The 17,874-nt window shown below is 73.6% G+C and carries 17 protein-coding genes; 1 reads left to right on the top strand and 16 read right to left on the bottom strand.

Features of this window, described 5'->3' with window-relative positions; genetic code table 11:
- Window positions 1-7 precede the first annotated feature (7 nt).
- The 15 genes from AB0J24_RS04020 to AB0J24_RS03950 form a co-directional block, all read right to left on the bottom strand.
- The gene (locus AB0J24_RS04020) at window positions 8-715 is read right to left on the bottom strand and encodes a phosphoribosyltransferase family protein (protein WP_358675053.1); all 708 of its coding nucleotides are present in this window, start codon (window positions 713-715) and stop codon (window positions 8-10) included.
- A 149-nt stretch (window positions 716-864) separates the two neighbouring features.
- Window positions 865-2,595 (bottom strand): LpqB family beta-propeller domain-containing protein, encoded by a 1,731-nt coding sequence (locus tag AB0J24_RS04015; RefSeq protein ID WP_358675050.1) that lies wholly within the window; start codon window positions 2,593-2,595, stop codon window positions 865-867.
- The gene (gene mtrB, locus AB0J24_RS04010) at window positions 2,592-4,385 is read right to left on the bottom strand and encodes an MtrAB system histidine kinase MtrB (protein WP_358675047.1); all 1,794 of its coding nucleotides are present in this window, start codon (window positions 4,383-4,385) and stop codon (window positions 2,592-2,594) included. Before mtrB ends, AB0J24_RS04015 begins: the two co-directional genes overlap by 4 nt.
- Before the next feature lie 22 nt (window positions 4,386-4,407).
- Window positions 4,408-5,085: an MtrAB system response regulator MtrA gene (mtrA, locus tag AB0J24_RS04005; protein WP_358675044.1), complete on the bottom strand. Its 678-nt coding sequence runs from the start codon at window positions 5,083-5,085 to the stop codon at window positions 4,408-4,410.
- Complete coding sequence (locus AB0J24_RS04000; protein ID WP_358675041.1) at window positions 5,082-5,792, bottom strand: dTMP kinase; 711 nt, start codon at window positions 5,790-5,792, stop codon at window positions 5,082-5,084. Before AB0J24_RS04000 ends, mtrA begins: the two co-directional genes overlap by 4 nt.
- An 11-nt stretch (window positions 5,793-5,803) precedes the next feature.
- Entirely contained in the window at window positions 5,804-6,283 is a 480-nt protein-coding gene (locus tag AB0J24_RS03995) for an NUDIX hydrolase (protein WP_358675038.1), read from the bottom strand.
- A gap of 79 nt (window positions 6,284-6,362) precedes the next feature.
- Window positions 6,363-7,865, bottom strand: coding sequence for an adenosylhomocysteinase (ahcY, locus tag AB0J24_RS03990; protein WP_358675035.1), 1,503 nt, complete (start codon window positions 7,863-7,865; stop codon window positions 6,363-6,365).
- 288 nt (window positions 7,866-8,153) lie between these two features.
- Window positions 8,154-9,533 carry a glutamate mutase L gene (locus AB0J24_RS03985; protein WP_358675032.1) on the bottom strand — a complete coding sequence of 460 codons (1,380 nt, stop codon included), beginning with the start codon at window positions 9,531-9,533 and terminating at the stop codon, window positions 8,154-8,156.
- Window positions 9,534-9,590: 57 nt separating this feature from the next.
- Window positions 9,591-11,129: an amino acid permease gene (locus tag AB0J24_RS03980; RefSeq protein ID WP_358675029.1), complete on the bottom strand. Its 1,539-nt coding sequence runs from the start codon at window positions 11,127-11,129 to the stop codon at window positions 9,591-9,593.
- Between the two features lie 100 nt (window positions 11,130-11,229).
- Complete coding sequence (gene ald, locus AB0J24_RS03975) at window positions 11,230-12,339, bottom strand: alanine dehydrogenase (RefSeq protein ID WP_358675432.1); 1,110 nt, start codon at window positions 12,337-12,339, stop codon at window positions 11,230-11,232.
- Window positions 12,340-12,406: 67 nt separating this feature from the next.
- A complete protein-coding gene (manA, locus tag AB0J24_RS03970) occupies window positions 12,407-13,621 on the bottom strand; it encodes a mannose-6-phosphate isomerase, class I (RefSeq protein WP_358675026.1) in 1,215 nt (404 codons plus the stop codon).
- 32 nt (window positions 13,622-13,653) lie between these two features.
- Window positions 13,654-14,757 carry an SIS domain-containing protein gene (locus tag AB0J24_RS03965; protein ID WP_358675023.1) on the bottom strand — a complete coding sequence of 368 codons (1,104 nt, stop codon included), beginning with the start codon at window positions 14,755-14,757 and terminating at the stop codon, window positions 13,654-13,656.
- Window positions 14,754-14,966 (bottom strand): Trm112 family protein, encoded by a 213-nt coding sequence (locus AB0J24_RS03960; RefSeq protein WP_358675429.1) that lies wholly within the window; start codon window positions 14,964-14,966, stop codon window positions 14,754-14,756. The genes AB0J24_RS03965 and AB0J24_RS03960 overlap by 4 nt, the downstream gene beginning before the upstream one ends.
- Window positions 14,967-15,079: 113 nt before the next feature.
- Entirely contained in the window at window positions 15,080-16,507 is a 1,428-nt protein-coding gene (locus AB0J24_RS03955) for a phosphomannomutase/phosphoglucomutase (RefSeq protein WP_358675020.1), read from the bottom strand.
- Between the two features lie 25 nt (window positions 16,508-16,532).
- Complete coding sequence (locus AB0J24_RS03950) at window positions 16,533-16,895, bottom strand: DUF3499 domain-containing protein (protein ID WP_358675427.1); 363 nt, start codon at window positions 16,893-16,895, stop codon at window positions 16,533-16,535.
- Window positions 16,896-16,998: 103 nt separating this feature from the next.
- Here AB0J24_RS03950 and AB0J24_RS03945 point away from each other — a divergent pair, with 103 nt between their 5' ends.
- Complete coding sequence (locus AB0J24_RS03945; RefSeq protein WP_358675017.1) at window positions 16,999-17,472, top strand: metallopeptidase family protein; 474 nt, start codon at window positions 16,999-17,001, stop codon at window positions 17,470-17,472.
- A gap of 45 nt (window positions 17,473-17,517) precedes the next feature.
- On the opposite strand, the gene AB0J24_RS03940 is transcribed toward AB0J24_RS03945, so the two are convergent.
- The gene (locus AB0J24_RS03940) at window positions 17,518-17,853 is read right to left on the bottom strand and encodes a WhiB family transcriptional regulator (RefSeq protein WP_358675424.1); all 336 of its coding nucleotides are present in this window, start codon (window positions 17,851-17,853) and stop codon (window positions 17,518-17,520) included.
- Between the last annotated feature and the right edge of the window lie 21 nt (window positions 17,854-17,874).

Genomic DNA, 17,874 nt, shown 5'->3' with positions numbered 1-17,874 from the left:
ACCCTCGTCACCGACTGCGGTGGTGCGTGGTGGCGTCGGCCAGCAGCACCGAGCCGATGGGTTCGCACCCGAGCGCACGCAACGCCTGTCGGCAGGCACGCAGGGTCGCCCCGGTGGTCACCACGTCGTCGACCAGCACCACCGGCTCCCCCGGACCCGCCTCCCTCCCGCGGTTCGCCGGGCGGAGCGCGACGGACAGGTTCGCGGCCCGGGCCGCGCCGTCCAGCCCGACCGAGTCCCGGGCCCGCCGGCCGAGCGCCAGCAACGTGGCCGTGCGGGCCGGCAGACCGGCCGCCGTGAGCCGCGGTTCCAGCGCCCGGCACAACCGGAGCACGTGGTCGCCACCGCGGGCCCGGGCGGCGGCCGGGCGGGAGGGGACGGGCACGAGACGGATCCGGTCGGGCGCCCGCCCGGCCACCGCCGGCAGCACGACCGCGACCGGCGGCACGAGCAACCCGGCGAGGTCCGCCGCGAGGTCGCGGCGACCGCGCTCCTTGTAGGCGAGCACCGCGCGGCGCAGCGGCCCGCGGTAGCGGCCGGCCACCGCGACCCGCCCGGCCCCGGGCACCGCGACCGACCACGGCCCCGCGGTGCTCTCGGCACAGGCCGGGCACCAGCCCCCGCTGTCCGGAGGGCCCGCACCGCAGCCACCACAGGTACGCGGGAACAGCAGGTCGAGCAGTGCCGCGACCGGTGAGCAGGACGGAGGACCCATGCCGTGGATACTGCCCCGTGGAACGGGCCACGTGCCGCGGTCCGGCCCCGCAGGGCAGGACTTGTCCACAGGTGGCCGATCCGTCCACAGACCGCGTGACGACCGGTGATCGAGGCGCACACCGGCGCACTCTGGTCCCGGGCGCCGGCTCAGCCCGGGTAGAAGGGCCGCGCCGCGGTGGAGGCGCCGACCGTCTGCTGCCAGGCGTCCAGGTCACCCCCGCTGTAGCTCCACAGACCGGTCCGGTCGGTCACGTAGATCGGCCGCCCGGGGGCGGCGGCCACCGCGCGCAAGGGAGAGGTGAGGTTGGTGCCCGGCACCTGGTCCAGGGTCAGGCCGTCGCTCGTCACGAGTGCCACCGGGCGCTCGGAGTCGGACGCGACGGCGAGCTGTTCGCTCGACCGCCAGTCGACGGCGACGACGTCGGTCAGCTCGTTCGGGCGCAGCTCCCGCAGCGGCCCGATCGCGGCTTCCCCGTCCGCACCGGGGATCACCGGCCCCACCATCGCGGCCCCGCCCGCGACCACGGCCAGCCGGCCGCCCTCCCGCGAGTGCGCCAGGTCGTCGATCTCACCCAGTCCGTCGAGCCGGCGGGTGTCCAGCGGTGCCTCCACCGGCGGTCCGGTCGCCGGGACCAGCACCCGGCGCAGCCGGCCGTCGGCGACCGCCCAGATCTCGTCGCCGGCTCCGTTCCAGCTCAGCGAGGTCACCTCGGCCCCGGACACCGGGGTCGCGGTCAGCTCGCCGTCCATCGGGCCGGTCAGCAGCCGGTGCGTCCCGGTCTCCTCCCGGGAGACGACCGCGATCCCGTCCCCGCGCGCGGAGGCCGCCGCCTCGACCACGTCGAACGACCCGTTGCCGGCCTGCCCCCGCACCGGCGTCTCCCGCCCGCCCTCGGCCAGCTGCCGCACCCGTCCGCCGTCGACCACCAGCGGGAAAGCCGGGAGCCGGTCGGGCGCCGAGACGAGGCCGGCCACGTCGTCACGGGTGATCTCGGGCTCGTCGGGCAGCAGTGGCTCACCGTCGGAGAGCACCCGCACTCTCGCCACACTGACCTCGGCCAGTGTCAGCACGACCTGTGCGGCGAGCAGCCGCCGGTCCGCCCCCGACAACCCGGAGACCCCGGTGAGATCGACGACGCTCACCCCGTCCGGCGACTCGGCCACGGCCGACCGCAGCCGGGCCGTCGCCGGGAACATCGTCACCGCCGCCCCGGCCAGCCCCGCCGAGGGGCCGCTCAGCAGGACCTCGATCGCACGGGAGGCCAGCTGGATCGGCCGGGTACTGGGGATGTAATGGGTGTCCGACATCAGCGTTCCGCGCTGCGGATCGGTGAACCACGCCCGCAGCGAGCGGTAGTTCGTGCGGAAGTCCGAGAGCCGGACCATGACCCCGGGCGGAGGCCGGTCGATCCGCCAGTGGTCCTCCTGCCGCACGACGCCGATGTCGACCTCGATCGGCCCGGTGGCCGTCTCGAACGCACCGGAGGGGCTGACCGTGCCGAGCCTGGTCCCGCGCAACCGCACCACCGCCCGGTCCCCGCCGTGCTCGGCGCTGTCCGGCGCGAACACCGTGTCGAAACGTTCGGTGAGCACGGTCAACGAGGCACCGTCGTCCCAGTCCGCGGCGGAGGCGGCGAGATAGCGGCGGGCGGAGGCGTGCCGGTCGTCCGGCCGGCCGGAGGCGTAGACGAACTCCCGGACCAGGCCCAGCGGGTCGGCGTCCTCGATCGGGCCGTCCGGCACCGCCGCACCGGTGTCCCCGGTCTGGCGGAGCACCTGGACCGACGAGTGGTCCGGCACGCTGGCGCAGCCGGCGAGCACGATGAGGCAGACCAGCATGCCCAGGCCGGTGCCGTACCGGCGCAGCCACGAGCTCACCGCTGCACCCCCGGGTCGGTGATCGCGCGTTCCGCAGGCAGCACCGGGGCGGCCTCGGCCGGGCGGGCGGCCTCCTCGCACACCGGCCGGTCCTCCGCCCGGCGGGCGGCCACACCCCGGGGCGGTGTCGGCACCGATGTTCCCGGGCGGCCGTCCCGGCACGCCGCGTCCTCCTCACCGGAGGGCGGCCCCAGCGGCAGCGGTGAGGTGGAGATGTGACCGCCGACCAGACGGGGCAGGGTCAACCGGAACGCCGATCCGTTGCCGGGCTCGCCCCAGGCCTGCAGCCAGCCGCCGTGCAGCCGGGCGTCCTCGATGCTGATCGAGAGACCCAGTCCGGTGCCGCCGCTGCGCCGCGCGCGGGACTCCTCCGCCCGCCAGAAGCGGTTGAACACCAGGTCGGCCTCGCCGGGCCGCAGGCCGACGCCGTGGTCACGCACCAGCACCGCCACCGAAGCGGGGTCCCCCGCCATCGTCACCTCCACCGGTCGGCCCTCGCCGTGGTCGATCGCGTTCGCCACCAGATTCCGCACGATCCGCTCGACCCGCCGGGGGTCGGCCTCGACGTACTCCCCCGCAGGCAGATCGAGCACCAGTTCGGTCCCGGCATCGGCGGCCAGGCCGCGGACGGCACCGACGGCGCGACGCACCACCGCGGACAGGTCGACCTGTTCGGCGCCCAGCTCGGCGACACCGGCGTCCAGGCGGGAGATCTCCAGCAGGTCGGCGAGCAGCTCCTCGAACCGGTCCAGCTCGGTGACCAGCAGCTCGGAGCTGCGCCGCAGAGCCGGGAGCAACTCGTCACGGGAGGCGTAGAGCACGTCGGCAGCCATCCGGACCGTGGTCAGCGGGGTGCGCAGCTCGTGGCTGACGTCGGAGGTGAACCGCCGTTGCAGCGCACCGAACTCCTCCAGCTGCGCGATCTGGGCGGCGAGGCTGCCCGCCATCTCGTTGTACGACTCGGCGAGCCGGGCCACCTCGTCCTCGCCCCGCACCACCATCCGCTCGTCGAGATGACCGCCCGCGAACCGCTCCGCCACGTCGGCGGCCTGCCGGATGGGCCGCACGACCTGCCTCGTCACCAGGCTGGCGATCGCCGCGAGCAGGACCAGCAGCACCAGGCCGCCCACGATCAGGGTGCTCTGCACCAGGTTCAGCGTCAGCCGCTCCCCCTCCAACGGGAAGAGCAGGTAGAACTGCAGGTCCCGGCCCGCGGTCGAGACCGGCTGCCCGATCACCAGCGTCGGTACACCGTCGACGGTCGTGTACTGGCGGCTCACGCCACCCTCGGCGACCGTGGCCCGCTGCTCCGGGGTGACGTCGTCCACCGGGCCCGAGGAGATCTCGGGGCCGTTGCCGATCCCGCTGGTCAGCGCGGCCCGGAACTCACCGGCCGTGGAGGTGCCGGGCGAGGAGTCCTCGGTGTTGGTGAGTCGTTGCAGCGCAGCGTCCAGGATCTCCTGAGCGCCCTCGCGGTCCGGGTCGACACCGGAGAGCTCACCCTCGAGCACCACCCGGCCCGTCTCGGCCTGGACCAGCGCGCCGTTGACCTTGCTCTGCAGCAGCCGCTCGGCGATCTCGCTCTGCAGCACGAGACCCAGCACGAGCACGACCGCCGAGGACAGGGCGAGCGTCGAGACCACGACACGCAGCTGCAACGACCGGCGCCACGACGCGGCCACCAGGGCGCCGAGCTCGTGCGCCTGAGCACGCAGCGGCGCCAGCCCCCGGAGCAGGCGCTCGACCCCCGGCAGCCGACGCAACCGGCGCCGGATCCCGAGCCTGCTCATCGCGGGCGCACCGGCTCGCGCATCACGGAGGCCCGGCCTTGTACCCCACCCCGCGGACGGTCAGGACCACCTCGGGCCGCTCCGGGTCGCGCTCCACCTTCGACCGGAGTCGCTGCACGTGCACGTTCACCAACCGGGTGTCGGCGGCGTGCCGGTAACCCCAGACCTGTTCGAGCAGGACCTCGCGGGTGAACACCTGACGGGGCTTGCGGGCGAGCGCGACCAGCAGGTCGAACTCCAGCGGGGTGAGCGCGATCGGCCGGCCGGCCCTGGTCACCTGGTGCGCGGGCACATCGATGTCGATCTCACCGATGGTCAGCTGCTCGGCGGGCTCGGACTCGTTGCGCCGCACCCGGGCCCGGATCCGGGCGACGAGCTCCTTCGGCTTGAACGGCTTGATCACGTAGTCGTCGGCACCCGACTCGAGGCCCAGCACCACGTCGACCGTGTCGCTCTTGGCGGTGAGCATGACGATCGGGATGCCGAACTCCGCCCGGATGGCCCGGCAGACGTCGATGCCGTTCATCCCGGGCAGCATCAGGTCGAGCAGGATGACATCCGGCTGTGAGTCCCGGACGGCGGGCAGAGCCCGGGTGCCGTCGGACACCACCGCGGTCTCGAACCCTTCGCCCCGCAGCACGATGGTGAGCATCTCGGCCAGGGCCGGGTCGTCGTCGACCACCAGCACGCGCGACTTCATGCCTGCCAATATCCCACCCCGGGCCCGGAGCCCTGCCGGGGAGGGTCCATGGGGACGCCCCCGGGCCTCCCGAGCACCAGGTGGGCGAGCGCCGGTGCCGGATCGGGCCCGCTGCCGTCGACGACGGTCCACGGGCTCAGCCAGCCCATCCCGGCGAGCTGGCGGTACACGGCGTCGGTGCGGGCCTGCAACCCCTCGTCGCTCTCGTAGACGTCCCGGGCCCGGCCTGCATCGGCGCGCTCGCGGGCGCGGGCACGTTCGGCGGCCACCTCACGGGGCGGGGCCAGCAACAGCTGGTGGTCGGGCACCGGGATACCGAACCGCTGCACCTCCAGCGCTCGGACCCACCCGACGACCTCGCCGTGGGCGTCCTGCCCGAGCCGGGCGGCGTTGTAGGCGGCGTTCGAGGCGACGTACCGGTCGACGAGCACCACGTCGTGCGACGCGAGGTCCGCGCGCAGCCCGGGGGCGGCGGCGCGCCGGTCGAGCGCGAACAGGATCGCCATCGCGTGCACCGACGACGCCAGGTCGCCCATCCGGCCGTAGAGGGCATCGCGGGCGAGCTCGGCGTGCACGTCGTCGTCGTAGCGGGGGAACGCCGTGACGCACACGGTCCGACCGGCCGAGGTCAGCTCGGCCGCCAGCCGGGCGGCGAGGGTGCGCTTGCCGGCACCGTCGAGGCCCTCGATGACCACCAGCCGTCCCACGGGCGCAGAGCCTAACCGGTGCCGAGCAGGCGGACCCGCGGCCAGGTCGTGGCGAAACCGGGGTGCAGGGCGAGCTCGTCGAACCGGTCGGTGCGGACCCAGCGCAGCTCGGTGCTCTCCCGTCCGCGCACCGACACCGGTGGCGCAGTGGGCGTCCGGGCGACGACGGTGGTGTAGGTCCAACCGCCGTGGTCGTCGACGAACTCGTCGAGCACCTGCACGGCGGCGGTGTCCAGCGAGGACTCCTCCGCGGCCTCGCGCAGCGCTGCGACCCGGGCGGCCTCACCGCGGTCGCGTGCCCCGCCGGGGATGCCCCAGGTGCCGCCGTGGTGGCTCCAGGACGCCCGGTGCTGCAGCAGCACCCGGTCCACGCCGGGCGGGTCGGCGTCGTCGCGGTGCCGGACGAGCAGCCCGGCCGCACCGAACAGGCCCCAGTGCCGGTGGCCGGCGGAGCACTGCACCCAGCCGTCGCCGGAACCGATCTCGATCATCGTCACCGATCCTGCACGGACGCCGGCGGCGCGGTGGTAGTGCGGACCACCGCGCCGCCGGTCGGGAGAGCGGACGTGCTCAGTAGCGGTAGTGCTCGGGCTTGTACGGGCCCTCGACGTCGACCCCGATGTACTCGGCCTGGTCCTTGGTCAGCTTGGTCAGCTCCCCGCCCAGCGCCAGCACGTGCACCCGTGCCACCTTCTCGTCGAGGTGCTTGGGCAGCCGGTAGACGTCCTTGTTGTACTCGGTGTGCTTGGTGAACAGCTCGATCTGGGCGATCGTCTGGTTCGCGAACGAGTTCGACATCACGAACGACGGGTGCCCGGTCGCGTTGCCCAGGTTCATCAGCCGGCCCTCGGAGAGCACCAGGATGGTGTGCCCGTCCGGGAAGATCCACTCGTCGACCTGCGGCTTGATGTTGATCTTGTTAATGCCCGGGATGCGGGCCAGCCCGGCCATGTCGATCTCGTTGTCGAAGTGACCGACGTTGCACAGGATCGCCTGGTGCTTCATCTTCTGCATCAGGTCGGTGGTGATGATGTCCTTGTTGCCGGTCGTGGTGACCACGACGTCGGCGGTGTGGATGACATCCTCCACCCGGGCCACCTGGTAGCCCTCCAGCAGCGCCTGCAGTGCGCAGATCGGGTCGATCTCCGACACGATCACCCGCGCACCCTGACCCGAGAGGGCCTCCGCGCAGCCCTTGCCGACATCGCCGTAGCCGGCCACGACCGCGACCTTGCCGCCGATCAGCACGTCGGTGGCCCGGTTCAGCCCGTCCAGCAGCGAGTGCCGGATGCCGTACTTGTTGTCGAACTTCGACTTCGTCACCGAGTCGTTGACGTTGATCGCCGGGAACAGCAGCTTGCCCTGCTCGGCGAGCTGGTAGAGCCGGTTGACCCCGGTCGTGGTCTCCTCGGTGACGCCGCGGATGTCCGAGGCGATCGTGGTCCAGCGCTTCGGGTCCTCGGCGAGGCTGCGGCGCAGCGTGTCCAGGATCACCCGCTCCTCGGCGGCGACGGTCAGGTCGTCGTCGTCGACCGTCGGCACGACGCCGGTCTGCTCGAACTCGACGCCCTTGTGCACCAGCAGGGTCGCGTCACCGCCGTCGTCGAGGATCATGTTCGGGCCCACCACGTTGCCCTGCTCGTCGGTGAACTTGAACAGCTGCTCGGTGCACCACCAGTAGTCCTCGAGCGTCTCGCCCTTCCAGGCGAACACCGGCACACCCTGCGGGTTCTCCGGGGTGCCGTGCGGCCCGACGACGGTCGCGGCGGCCGAGTCGTCCTGGGTGGAGAAGATGTTGCAGGACACCCAGCGCACCTGCGCACCCAGGCTGACCAGCGTCTCGATCAGCACCGCGGTCTGCGTGGTCATGTGCAGCGAACCGGCGATCCGGGCCCCGCGCAACGGCTTCGCCTCGGAGTACTCCCGGCGCAGGTCGATCAGGCCCGGCATCTCGTTCTCGGCCAGCCGGATGTCCTTGCGGCCCGCCTCGTGGCCGTTGATGTCGGCGACGGCGAAATCGAGCCCGTTGACGTTCTGCAGCTTGGGGTGGCCGGTGGTCTGGGATGCGGTCATAAGGTGGGTGCGCCTCCTCAGGCGATCGGGTCGAACTCGGTGGGCGCTCCGCACGGCAGGAGTGGGCGAACGGGACCAGGACGGGTCACGTCGGCCCTCCCTCCTCGTCGGAGACAGGCGCCCTTTCCTCGTCCGTGGTGGGTCGGGCCCGAGCGTGGCGGATCCTGCCCGCTGCTCACGCAGCCGAGCGGTTCACCGCTGCAGCGCCTCTCGGCACCCGACTCTCTCGCGGGTTCCATCGTTCCCAGGCGTCCGGCGGGTGTCAACTGCTCCGGACGCCGGTGACGATCATCCCAGCAGCCGCTCGACGAGCAGGGTGCCGGCCGCCCGCTCACGTCCGTGTGCCGCCAACAGACCCGCCGGGGCCAGCACGGACTCGCTGTCGACCGCGACGTCGACCTGCGTCAGGGCGGCCCTCAGCGCCGGATCGTGGCGCACCGTCGCGGCGACCGCGGCGAGCCCGGCCGGGTCCCGCTGCCGGAACACCCCACCGGTCAGCACGACGAGACCGATATCACCGGCCCCGGCCGCACGTGCGGTGGGCGGCCCGCCCGCCCCGGGGCCCGGCAGACCGGGCATGCCTCCCGGATCACCCGCGTCGATCCGGCCGGTGTGGCGCAGGTGACGCCGCAGCGCGACGACGGCGGCCACCGCCGCGAGCCGCCGGTCCTCCGCCGCGGCGCCGCGGTCGGTCGGGACCGCCGGCCCGGAGCCGGCGAGCGCGGCCACGGCCGGGCCGAGCAGGTCCGCCTCGACCGGGTCGACCAGTCCCTCGGCCTGACCCTCGACGAGTGCTCCGGCGGCCCCGTCCCGGACACCGAGGTCTCCCTCGACCGTCATCACCACCGGCGCCGGGCGCTCACCGTCACCCGGCCCGCATCCGTGCACGTCGGTGGTGGCCGACCCGACGTCCACCACCAGCACGCCGGCCCCGGTCAGCCGGGCCAGCATCCGCGCACCGTCCGCGACGGCGACCGGCGTACGGGTGCGGGGCCGCTCCCCGGAGCGACGGGGCCGGACCCCGAGCGACTGCCGCGCCGACAGCTCGGCGACGGCCTCGCGCACCGGACCGGGCACGATCTCACCGGGCCGGGGTGTCGGGTTCGGGCAGGTCCGCACGGTGTGCCCGCCCGCGCGCAGCAGCTGCAGCGCATCGGCACGGGCGGAGGGATCGACCGCGAGCAGCACCGACCATCGGCCGCGGGCCCTCGCCAGCAGGCCCGCGTTGTGCAGGAGCACCCCGGGGTCCATGCCGTCCGGGCCGCCGAGCAGCAGCACCGCACCGGGCTGCTGGTCCGTGAGCTCGCGGACCGCACCCCCCTCGAGCGGGCCGGAGTGCACGCCGACCACCCGGGCCCCGGCCGACCGGCAGACCCGGTGCCCGGCCTCGACCGTCGCGAGCCGTTCCGCACCGACCACCGCGAGCCGCAACGGCCCGCCCGCCGACGAACAGGCCAGCACCTGCGGGGCGGGGCCCCCGCCACGGCCCGTCGAGGCCGCGGCAGCGGCCACCGCGGCCTCGACGCCCTCGTGCACGTCGGGGGTGGTCGGGTGCTCGGCGAAACCGGCGGGGCTGCCGTCGGGCAGCACGAGCACCGCCTTCGTCCAGGACGAGCCGACGTCGAGGCAGACCGCGGGGGCGGCCGGATCGCCGATCGGGTCGGTCATGGACTGCGAGCGTACTGCCGCGGGATGACCACGGACAGTGTCCGATCGGTGGTCGGGCTACTCCGAGGACGCCTGCGCCTGCGAGGGCAGCTCGCCCCGCTCCCGCTTCCCGAGCACCGAGTGCTTCCGCGAGTAGGCGAAGTAGATCACCACTCCGAGGACCATCCAGAGCACGAACCGCAGCCAGGTCTCCACCGAGAGGTTCAGCATCAGCCAGACACACGCCAGCACGGCCAGGACCGGCACCAGCGGCACCAGCGGCGTGCGGAACCCCCGGGGCAGGTCCGGCCGGGTACGGCGCAGCACGACGACCCCGATCGAGACCAGCACGAACGCGAACAGGGTGCCGATGTTGACCATCTGTTCCAGGTCGTCGGCCGGGAAGAAGGTCGCGACCAGGGCGATCGCGGTGCCGATCAGCCAGGTGGCGCGGCCCGGGGTGCCGAAGCGGTTGGTCTTCGCCAGACCGGTCGGCAGCAGGCCGTCCCGGGACATCGCGAAGATGACCCGGATCTGGCCCAGCATCAGCACCATGACGACGGTGGTGAGGCCGAGCAGCGCGCCGAGGGCGATGATCGTCGCCGCCCAGTCCACCCCGAGCGAGGCGAACGCGGTGGCGAGGGTGGCCCGGGTGCCGTCGGGCTGGGTGGCCAGCTCGGTGTACGGGACCATGCCGGTGATCACCAGGGCGACCGCGACGTAGAGCACGGTGACGATGGCCAGCGAGCCGAGGATGCCCCGCGGCAGCGCCTTCGAGGGGTTCTTCGTCTCCTCCGCGGTGGTGGCGACCGCGTCGAACCCGATGAAGGCGAAGAAGACGATCGCGGCCGCGGCGAACACCCCGTAGACGCCGAACACACTGGAGGAGGCGCCGCCGAAGAACGAGAGCAGCGACTGCTGGATCCCGGTGCCGGTCTCGGTGGTACCCGCCTCGGGCGCGGGCACGAACGGGGTGTAGTTGGCGGCGTCGACGTAGAACAGCCCGAGAACGATCACGAACAGCACGATCAGGACCTTGAGCGCGGTGATCACCAGGCTGACCCGGCTGGACAGTTTCGTGCCGCGGTAGAGCAGCAGCGCCAGGGCGACGACCAGCAGCAGGGCGCCCCAGTCGAAGGAGAAGAAGCCACCGAGGTCGTACGAGGTCGAGACCTCGATCCCGAGCAGGCCCAGCGTCTGGGCCAGGTACTCCGACCAGCCCTTCGACACGTAGGCCGAGCCGACCGCGAACTCCAGGACGAGGTCCCAGCCGATGATCCAGGCGAGGAACTCGCCGAAGGTGGCGTAGGAGAACGTGTAGGCGCTGCCCGCGACCGGCACGGTGGAGGCGAACTCGGCGTAGCAGAGCGCCGCCAGGCCGCAGGCGACCGCGGCCAGCACGAACGACAGTGACACCGCGGGCCCGGCGATGTTGCCCGCGGTGCTCGCGGCGAGGGTGAAGATGCCGGCGCCGATGACCACGGCGACGCCGAAGACGATCAGATCGACCGTCCCCAGGTCCTTCTTGAGCCGGGTACCCGGTTCGTCGGTGTCCCGGATGGACTGTTCAACCGTCTTGGTACGGAAGATTCCGCCACCACGGCTCGTGACCGTCATGGGCGGTGAAGTTACGACCGTGACCCTGCTTGCGTCACGCATCGTGGCCAAGATTTGAGGTCACGATCCGATTGCGCGGCGGAATGTCTCGTTCGTCACACTATGTGCGCGAACGGGCCCCGTGCGGCACCCCGTGCGCCTCGGCGACCTCGGCCGCCAGCAGCTGCCCCCGGTGCGTGGACAGGCCGGCGGCGAGCGCCGGGTCGGCGGCGGTCGCCGACTCCCAGCCCTCGTCCGCCAGCCGCAGCACGTACGGCAGCGTGGCGCTGGTCAGGGCCCGGGTGGAGGTGTGCGGCACCGCGCCCGGCATGTTCGCGACGCAGTAGAAGACGGTTCCGTGCACCGGGTAGGTCGGGTCGGCGTGCGTGGTCGGGCGCGAGTCGGCGAAGCACCCGCCCTGGTCGATCGCGATGTCGACCAGCACCGCACCCCGGCGCATCTGCGCGACGAGCTCGTTCGGGACCAGGGTCGGCGCCTTCGCCCCTGGCACCAGCACCGCGCCGATCACCAGATCGGCATCGGTCACGGCATCGCGCACGGCGAGCTCGGTGGAGTACACGGTGCGGACCCGGCCCCCGTAGCGCGCGTCGATCGCGCGGAGCTTGTCGACATCGAGATCCAGCACGGTCACCCGGGCCTGCATGCCGGCTGCGACGGCGACCGCGTTCGCACCCGCGACACCCGCCCCCAGCACGACGACGTCGGCCCCCGGGGCCCCGGGCACGCCTCCCATCAGCACTCCGCGACCCCCGGCCGAGCGCATCAGGTGGTACGCACCGGCCTGGGGCGCCAGCCGGCCCGCGACCTCGCTCATCGGAGCGAGCAGCGGCAGCCTGCCGTCCGCGGTCCGCACCGTCTCGTAGGCGATCGACGTGGTGCCGCCGGCGAGCAGCGCGTCGGTGCACGACCGCGACGCGGCCAGGTGCAGGTAGGTGAACAAGGTCAGACCGGACCGCAGGAAGCCGTACTCGGACTCGATCGGCTCCTTCACCTTGAGCAGCAGCTCGGCGGAACCCCACACCTCGGCGGTGTCGGTCAGGACCTGCGCGCCGGCCTCCTTGTACTCCGCGTCGGCGATCGAGGAGCCGGCACCCGGGTCGTGCTCGACGACGACCTCGTGCCCACGCCGGACCAGCTCGTGCACCCCGGCCGGGGTCAGGGCGACCCGGAACTCGCCGTCCTTGGTCTCCTTCGGCACCGCGACGCGCATGTCCCGCTCCTCACCGACGATCTCGGTCAATGGTGAAGAACGAACGCGACGCACGCACCTCGGGCGGCTACAGGCCGTCGCCGGCGAGGAACACCGTGGCACCGTCGTCGCCGGTGGTGAGCACGGCGCCGGTGTCGGTGGCCGCGAGGTACACCGCCGCACCCCGCGGCAGCTCCAGCACCTCGCCGTGTGCCTCGACCGCGGCGCTGCCCTCGGTGCACAGCAGGATCCGGGCACCCGTCCCCGGGACGTCGAGCTTGTCCCGGCCGACGGTGTCCGCTCGACGCAACAGGAACTCCTGCACGTCGACGTCGTAGCGGTACCAGCCGTCGGTCTCCGGATCGGGGCGTGCGGTGCGCACCGGCGGCGGGGGCGCGGCGAAGTCCAGCACCCGCAGCAGCTCCGGGACGTCGACGTGCTTCGGGGTCAGGCCACCGCGCAGCACGTTGTCCGAGCTCGCCATCAGCTCGATCCCGGCACCCGACAGGTACGCGTGCAGGTTCCCGGCGGGCAGGTACAGCGCCTCACCGGGGCGCAGGGTGATCCGGTTGAGCAGCAACGCGGCCAGCACGCCTGCGTCGTCGGGATAGCGCTCGGAGAGGTCGAGCAGCATCCGGGCCTCCCCGGCGTAGCGCTCGCTGTCCGGCGAACGTGCGCCCAGCAGCCGCACGGCGCCCTCCTGCAGCGCGGGGACCAGCCCGTCGAGCACCGACTGCGGCAGCGTGATCCAGGTCGTGAACAGCGCGCGCAGGCCGTCCGAGCAGGGCTGCCCGGCGAGCAGCTCGGTGTAGGAGCCGAGCTCGGGGACGTCGAGCGCCCGCAGCAGCTCGACCGTGCGGGCCGGTTCGCGGAACCCGACCAGCGCGACGAAGTCGGTGAGCGCACAGAGCAGCTCGGGCTTGTGGTTGGCGTCGCGGTAGTTGCGGTTCGGCGCGTCCACCGCGATGCCCGCCGCGTTCTCCCGCGCCCAGCCCTCGCGCGCCTGCTCGAGGCTCGGGTGCGCCTGCAGGCTCAGCGGCTCCTCCGCGGCGAGCACCTTCAGCAGGAACGGCAGCCGACCCGACCACCGTTCCCGGCCGGGCCCGAGCGCCGCCACCGGGTCCGCGGCGATGAGGGCGTGCAACGGCCTGCCGGCCGTCACCTTCGACGGTGCGGCCGGGTGCGCGCCGAGCCACAGCTCCGCCTGCGGGTGCGGTGAGGGAACGGGCTCGCCGAGCAGGTCGGCAATGACGGTCCGCGACCCCCATGCATAGGTGCGGATCGGGTTCTCCAGCAGTTCCACGGGTCTCCCGGTGTCAGCTGTTCGCGGGTGTGTCAGGTGCTCAGCGTGGCCCGGCCGGCCAGGCCCAGGTAGACCGCGGCGATGTCGGCGCGCAGCGCCAGCACGGCGGCCCGCAGCAGGACGGCGTCACGGGTACCGCGCGGCACCTCCTCCACCGGGTGCGCGACGTCGGCGTTCGGCCACTCCCGGCCCAGCGTCCGGCGGCTGACGGCCTGCGGGTCCTCCTCGCCGGTGCCGAGCAGCACCAGCCTCGGCGCGGGTGCCGCGTCGCCGGGGGCCGGGTCGTCGAACGGGTCGTGGAACACCCCGGCCGAACGCTCCGCGAGATCCACCGCGACCCGCAGCCCGGCGAGCGTGCCCGCCTGGCCGAGATCGGCGGCGTGCGCGACGACGCCGGCGTGCGCGGCCAGGGCGATCGCCCCCTGCCGGGCCACCGCCGCGGCGGCCGGATCCACCCCCCACAGCAGCGGGGTGCGTTCGGCCAGCCGCAGCGCCAGCGACTTCGCCGGGTTCACGAACGGCTCGTGGCCCGGCTGGTTCCGTTCCGCCTCGGCGTCGAGGGCGTCGGCGAGCGCCTCCAGCCCGGCCGCCGGGGCGGGGGTGATCAGCTCCAGCTCGGTCACCGTCACCAGTGCGACCGCCAGTGCCTGCGCGAACCCGAGGCCCGCGGGCAGCGGGATCCGCGGCACGACCAGCCGGGCCCGCCCGGCGCCGGCCTGGGCGACCGGTCCGGCGTCCGGCGCGGACAGGATCGTCTCCGCGCCCCGGCGGACCGCGGTCGCGACCGACTCGGCCAGCTCCGGATCGGCCGGGTCCGCCGTGTGCGCGACGACCACGTCCAGCGGGCCGATCCAACCGGGGACGACAGGGGCGTGCACCACCGGGACCGGGCAGCGGTCACCGAGCAGCGCCGTCACCAGGTCGGCCACCGCCCCGGACACACCGGGCCTGCGCAGCAGCACCAGCGCCCGCGGCCGGTGACCGCGCAACCGCGCCAGGCCGGCCTCGTCGCAGGCGTGCACCGCGGAGCGGACCTGTGCCCCGGCGGTCGCGGCGGCCCGCAGCACGCCGGTGGTGTCCCGGGCCATCAGCTCGCCCGGGTCGGCCAGCAGGGTGTCGTCGAGCACGCCGTTCACCCGTCGTCCCTCGCCGGACCGGTGCCCGGGAGGGCCTCGTCCAGCAGCAGCACCGGGATCCCGTCGGTGACCGGGAACGAGCGGCCGCAGGAGGTGCAGGTCAACGCGTCCGCGCCCGGCTCCGCCGCGGTGCCGGGCCGCAGCGGGGCGTGCGCGTCACACGGGCAGGCCAGGATCTCCAGCAGCTGGGGATCGAGCTGTACGGCCACGGTTCTCCTCGTCGTCATCTCTGGAGTCGATGCTGCCACCACCGGTCCGCGCCGCGCGGCAGCCGACCGGGTACCGGCGCCCGCTGCGGCGGTCACCCGGGGTGCGCGGCGGCTCAGGCGCGCACGACCGCCAGCACCTCGTCCACCAGGCCGCGGACCGCCGCGTCGTCGGGTGCCTCGACGTTCAGCCGCAGCAGCGGCTCGGTGTTCGACGCCCTCAGGTTGAACCACGACCCGTCCGGCAGCGACACCGTCAGGCCGTCCAGCCGGTCGAGCTCGACCCCCGGTCGCGGGCCGTAGACCGCCTCGACCCGGGCGAGGGTCGCGGCCTGGTCGGTGACCGTCGAATTGATCTCGCCGGAGGCGGCGTACCGCTCGTAGGCACTCATCAGGCCGGACAGCGTGCCGCCCTGCTGCGCGCTGCGGTGCTCACCCAGCGCGGCCAGCAGGTGCAGCGCGGCGAGCATCCCGGAGTCGGCTCGCCAGAAGTCCCGGAAGTAGTAGTGCGCCGAGTGCTCACCACCGAACACCGCGCCGGTCTCGGCCATCGTCTGCTTGATGAACGAGTGACCGACCCGGGTCCGGACCGGGCGGCCACCGTGCTCGGCGACCAGCTCCGGGACCGCCCGGGAGGTGATCAGGTTGTGGATGACGGCGGCACCGGACTCGCCCGCTGCCCTGGCCCGCCCCAGCTCGCGCACCGCGACCAGGCCGGTGATGGCGCTCGGGCCGACCGCCTCGCCCCGCTCGTCGACGGCGAAGCAGCGGTCGGCGTCACCGTCGAAGGCCAGGCCCAGGTCGGCACCCTCGGCGACGACGAGCTTCTGCAGGTCGACCAGGTTCGCCGGCTCCAGCGGGTTCGCCTCGTGGTGGGGGAAGGTGCCGTCGAGCTCGAAGTACAGCGGGACCACCCGCACGTTCAGCCCGTCGAACACGGTCGGGACGGTGTACCCGCCCATCCCGTTGCCGGCGTCGACGACGACGGTCAGCTCCGGGCCCGCGTCCAGCGACGAGAGATCGACCAGCGAACGCAGATGGTCCGCGTACCCGGCGAGCATCTCGCGTCGGCGGACCGTGCCGCGGTTCGCGACCGGCTCGATCCCGTCGCGGAGCAGCCGGGCGGCGTCGTCCCGGATGGTCGCGAGCCCGCTGTCCTGCCCGATCGGCACCGCGCCTGCGCGGCAGAGCTTGATCCCGTTGTAGCGGGCCGGGTTGTGGCTGGCGGTGAACATGGCGCCCGGCAGGCCCAGCGAACCGGAGGCGAAGTAGAGCATGTCGGTGCTGGCCAGGCCGATGTCGACGACGTCGAACCCCTGGGCGGTGACCCCGTCGGCGAAGGCGGCCGCCAGCCCGGGTGAGCTGTCGCGCATGTCCCGGCCGACGACGACCGCGTCCGGCACGGGTGCGGCGGGCACCGCCCGGTCCGCCGCGACCAGGCGCGCGGTCGCCGCGCCGAGGGCGCGGGCGGTCGGTTCGTCGAGCTGCTCGCCGACGACACCGCGGATGTCGTAGGCCTTCACGATCGCCGAGAGGTCGGGCACGACGACTGACCCTATCTCAGGCGGTTCACCCGTCCGCGCTGTCCTCTCCGGGAGTCGGCAGCACCCGCAGGTGCCCCCGCCTGCCGGTCCCGCCGGGCCGGGCGACCACCTCGACCGGCCGGTCCACCCGGCCCGCCTCGCGGACGGCGTCGGCGAGCGCGGTGAGATCCTCGCCGGTGTGCTGGGGCGGGGCGAACTCGCCCTCGAACCGGACGACCTCCCAGCCGCGGGGAGCGGTCAGGTTGTGCGCGTGCCCGGTGCAGAGGTCGTAGGAGTGCGGTTCGGCCTGGGTCGCCAGCGGCCCGACGACGGCGGTGGAGTCGGCGTAGACGTAGGTGAGCGTGGCGACGGCGAGCTCGGTGCAGCCCGTCCGTGAACATCTCCGCACACTCAACACAGGGGGGACGATAGCCCGTATGCCCGCGTCCGCCGCACTGCGACGCGCACCCGGCTCGGCCGACGGCCGTCGCGTCGGGGCCTAGACTGCAGCCGTGCCCACCGCCCACCGCCTGCTCCGCCGCACCCCACGTCGCCGGGACCGGCGCGGCCGGGGGCTGCGCGGACTGATGTACCCGGTGTCGACGCCCGCCTTCCGCACCCGTGCCGAACGGTTCGACGCGAAGGTGCTGGAGGCCCTCGAACCGATCGAGGCGCGCTGGGGGCCGGAGCTGGCCGATCTCGACCTGGCCGTCGACGACGTGCCGAGCGTGGACCGGACCTCGCCCGACGAGGTGGTCTGGGGCACCGGGGTGCTCGCCGACGTGGGCGTCCCGCTGGCGCATCTGGTGCCGGCCGGGGTGGATCCGGCGGGGCTGCCGACCCGGGCGCGGATCGTGCTCTACCGCCGTCCGCTGGAGGCCCGGGCCACGGGTGGTGAGGACCTGGCCGACCTGGTGCACGAGGTGCTGGTCGAACAGGTCGCGGAGTACCTCAACATCGAGCCGGACGCGGTGGACGGCAACTGATGCACGACGGCCCGGGCACCTCACGGTGACCCGGGCCGGTACTGCTCAGACGGCTGCTCGTCGCAGCCGCCGTCGCTCCCGCTCGGAGAGGCCGCCCCAGATGCCGAAGCGCTCGTCCTGGGCCAGCGCGTACTCCAGGCACTCGGCCCGGACCTCGCAGCCCGAGCAGATCCGCTTGGCCTCCCGGGTGGATCCGCCCTTCTCCGGGAAGAACGCCTCCGGGTCGGTCTGCGCGCAGAGCGCCCGCTCCTGCCAGTCCGGCACCTCGTCCCCGGGTACCTCGTCCAGCAGGCCCTTCAGATCCAGAACTTCAGCGACCCGGTCGTGATCCTCCACGACCGGCTGCTCGGCCCCCGGCCCGGCTTCCGCCGGCCGCAGCATCCGCATGAACCCCTCGACGTC

Source organism: Pseudonocardia sp. NPDC049635, assembly GCF_040659795.1.
Classification (GTDB): Bacteria; Actinomycetota; Actinomycetes; order Mycobacteriales; family Pseudonocardiaceae; genus Pseudonocardia.
The sequence above is the reverse complement of the archived record's forward strand: the minus strand, read 5'-3'. Positions and strand labels throughout refer to the sequence as shown.

Bases quoted from the DNA above. Each gene is read 5' to 3' on its own strand.
- ald (WP_358675432.1), bottom strand. From the start codon at position 12,339: ATGCGCGTCGCGGTGCCGAAGGAGACCAAGGACGGCGAGTTCCGGGTC.
- ahcY (WP_358675035.1), bottom strand. From the start codon at position 7,865: ATGACCGCATCCCAGACCACCGGCCACCCCAAGCTGCAGAACGTCAAC.
- AB0J24_RS03985 (WP_358675032.1), bottom strand. From the start codon at position 9,533: ATGACCGACCCGATCGGCGATCCGGCCGCCCCCGCGGTCTGCCTCGAC.
- mtrA (WP_358675044.1), bottom strand. From the start codon at position 5,085: ATGAAGTCGCGCGTGCTGGTGGTCGACGACGACCCGGCCCTGGCCGAG.
- mtrB (WP_358675047.1), bottom strand. From the start codon at position 4,385: ATGAGCAGGCTCGGGATCCGGCGCCGGTTGCGTCGGCTGCCGGGGGTC.
- AB0J24_RS03980 (WP_358675029.1), bottom strand. From the start codon at position 11,129: ATGACGGTCACGAGCCGTGGTGGCGGAATCTTCCGTACCAAGACGGTT.
- AB0J24_RS03995 (WP_358675038.1), bottom strand. From the start codon at position 6,283: ATGATCGAGATCGGTTCCGGCGACGGCTGGGTGCAGTGCTCCGCCGGC.
- AB0J24_RS03940 (WP_358675424.1), bottom strand. From the start codon at position 17,853: ATGCTGCGGCCGGCGGAAGCCGGGCCGGGGGCCGAGCAGCCGGTCGTG.
- AB0J24_RS04020 (WP_358675053.1), bottom strand. From the start codon at position 715: ATGGGTCCTCCGTCCTGCTCACCGGTCGCGGCACTGCTCGACCTGCTG.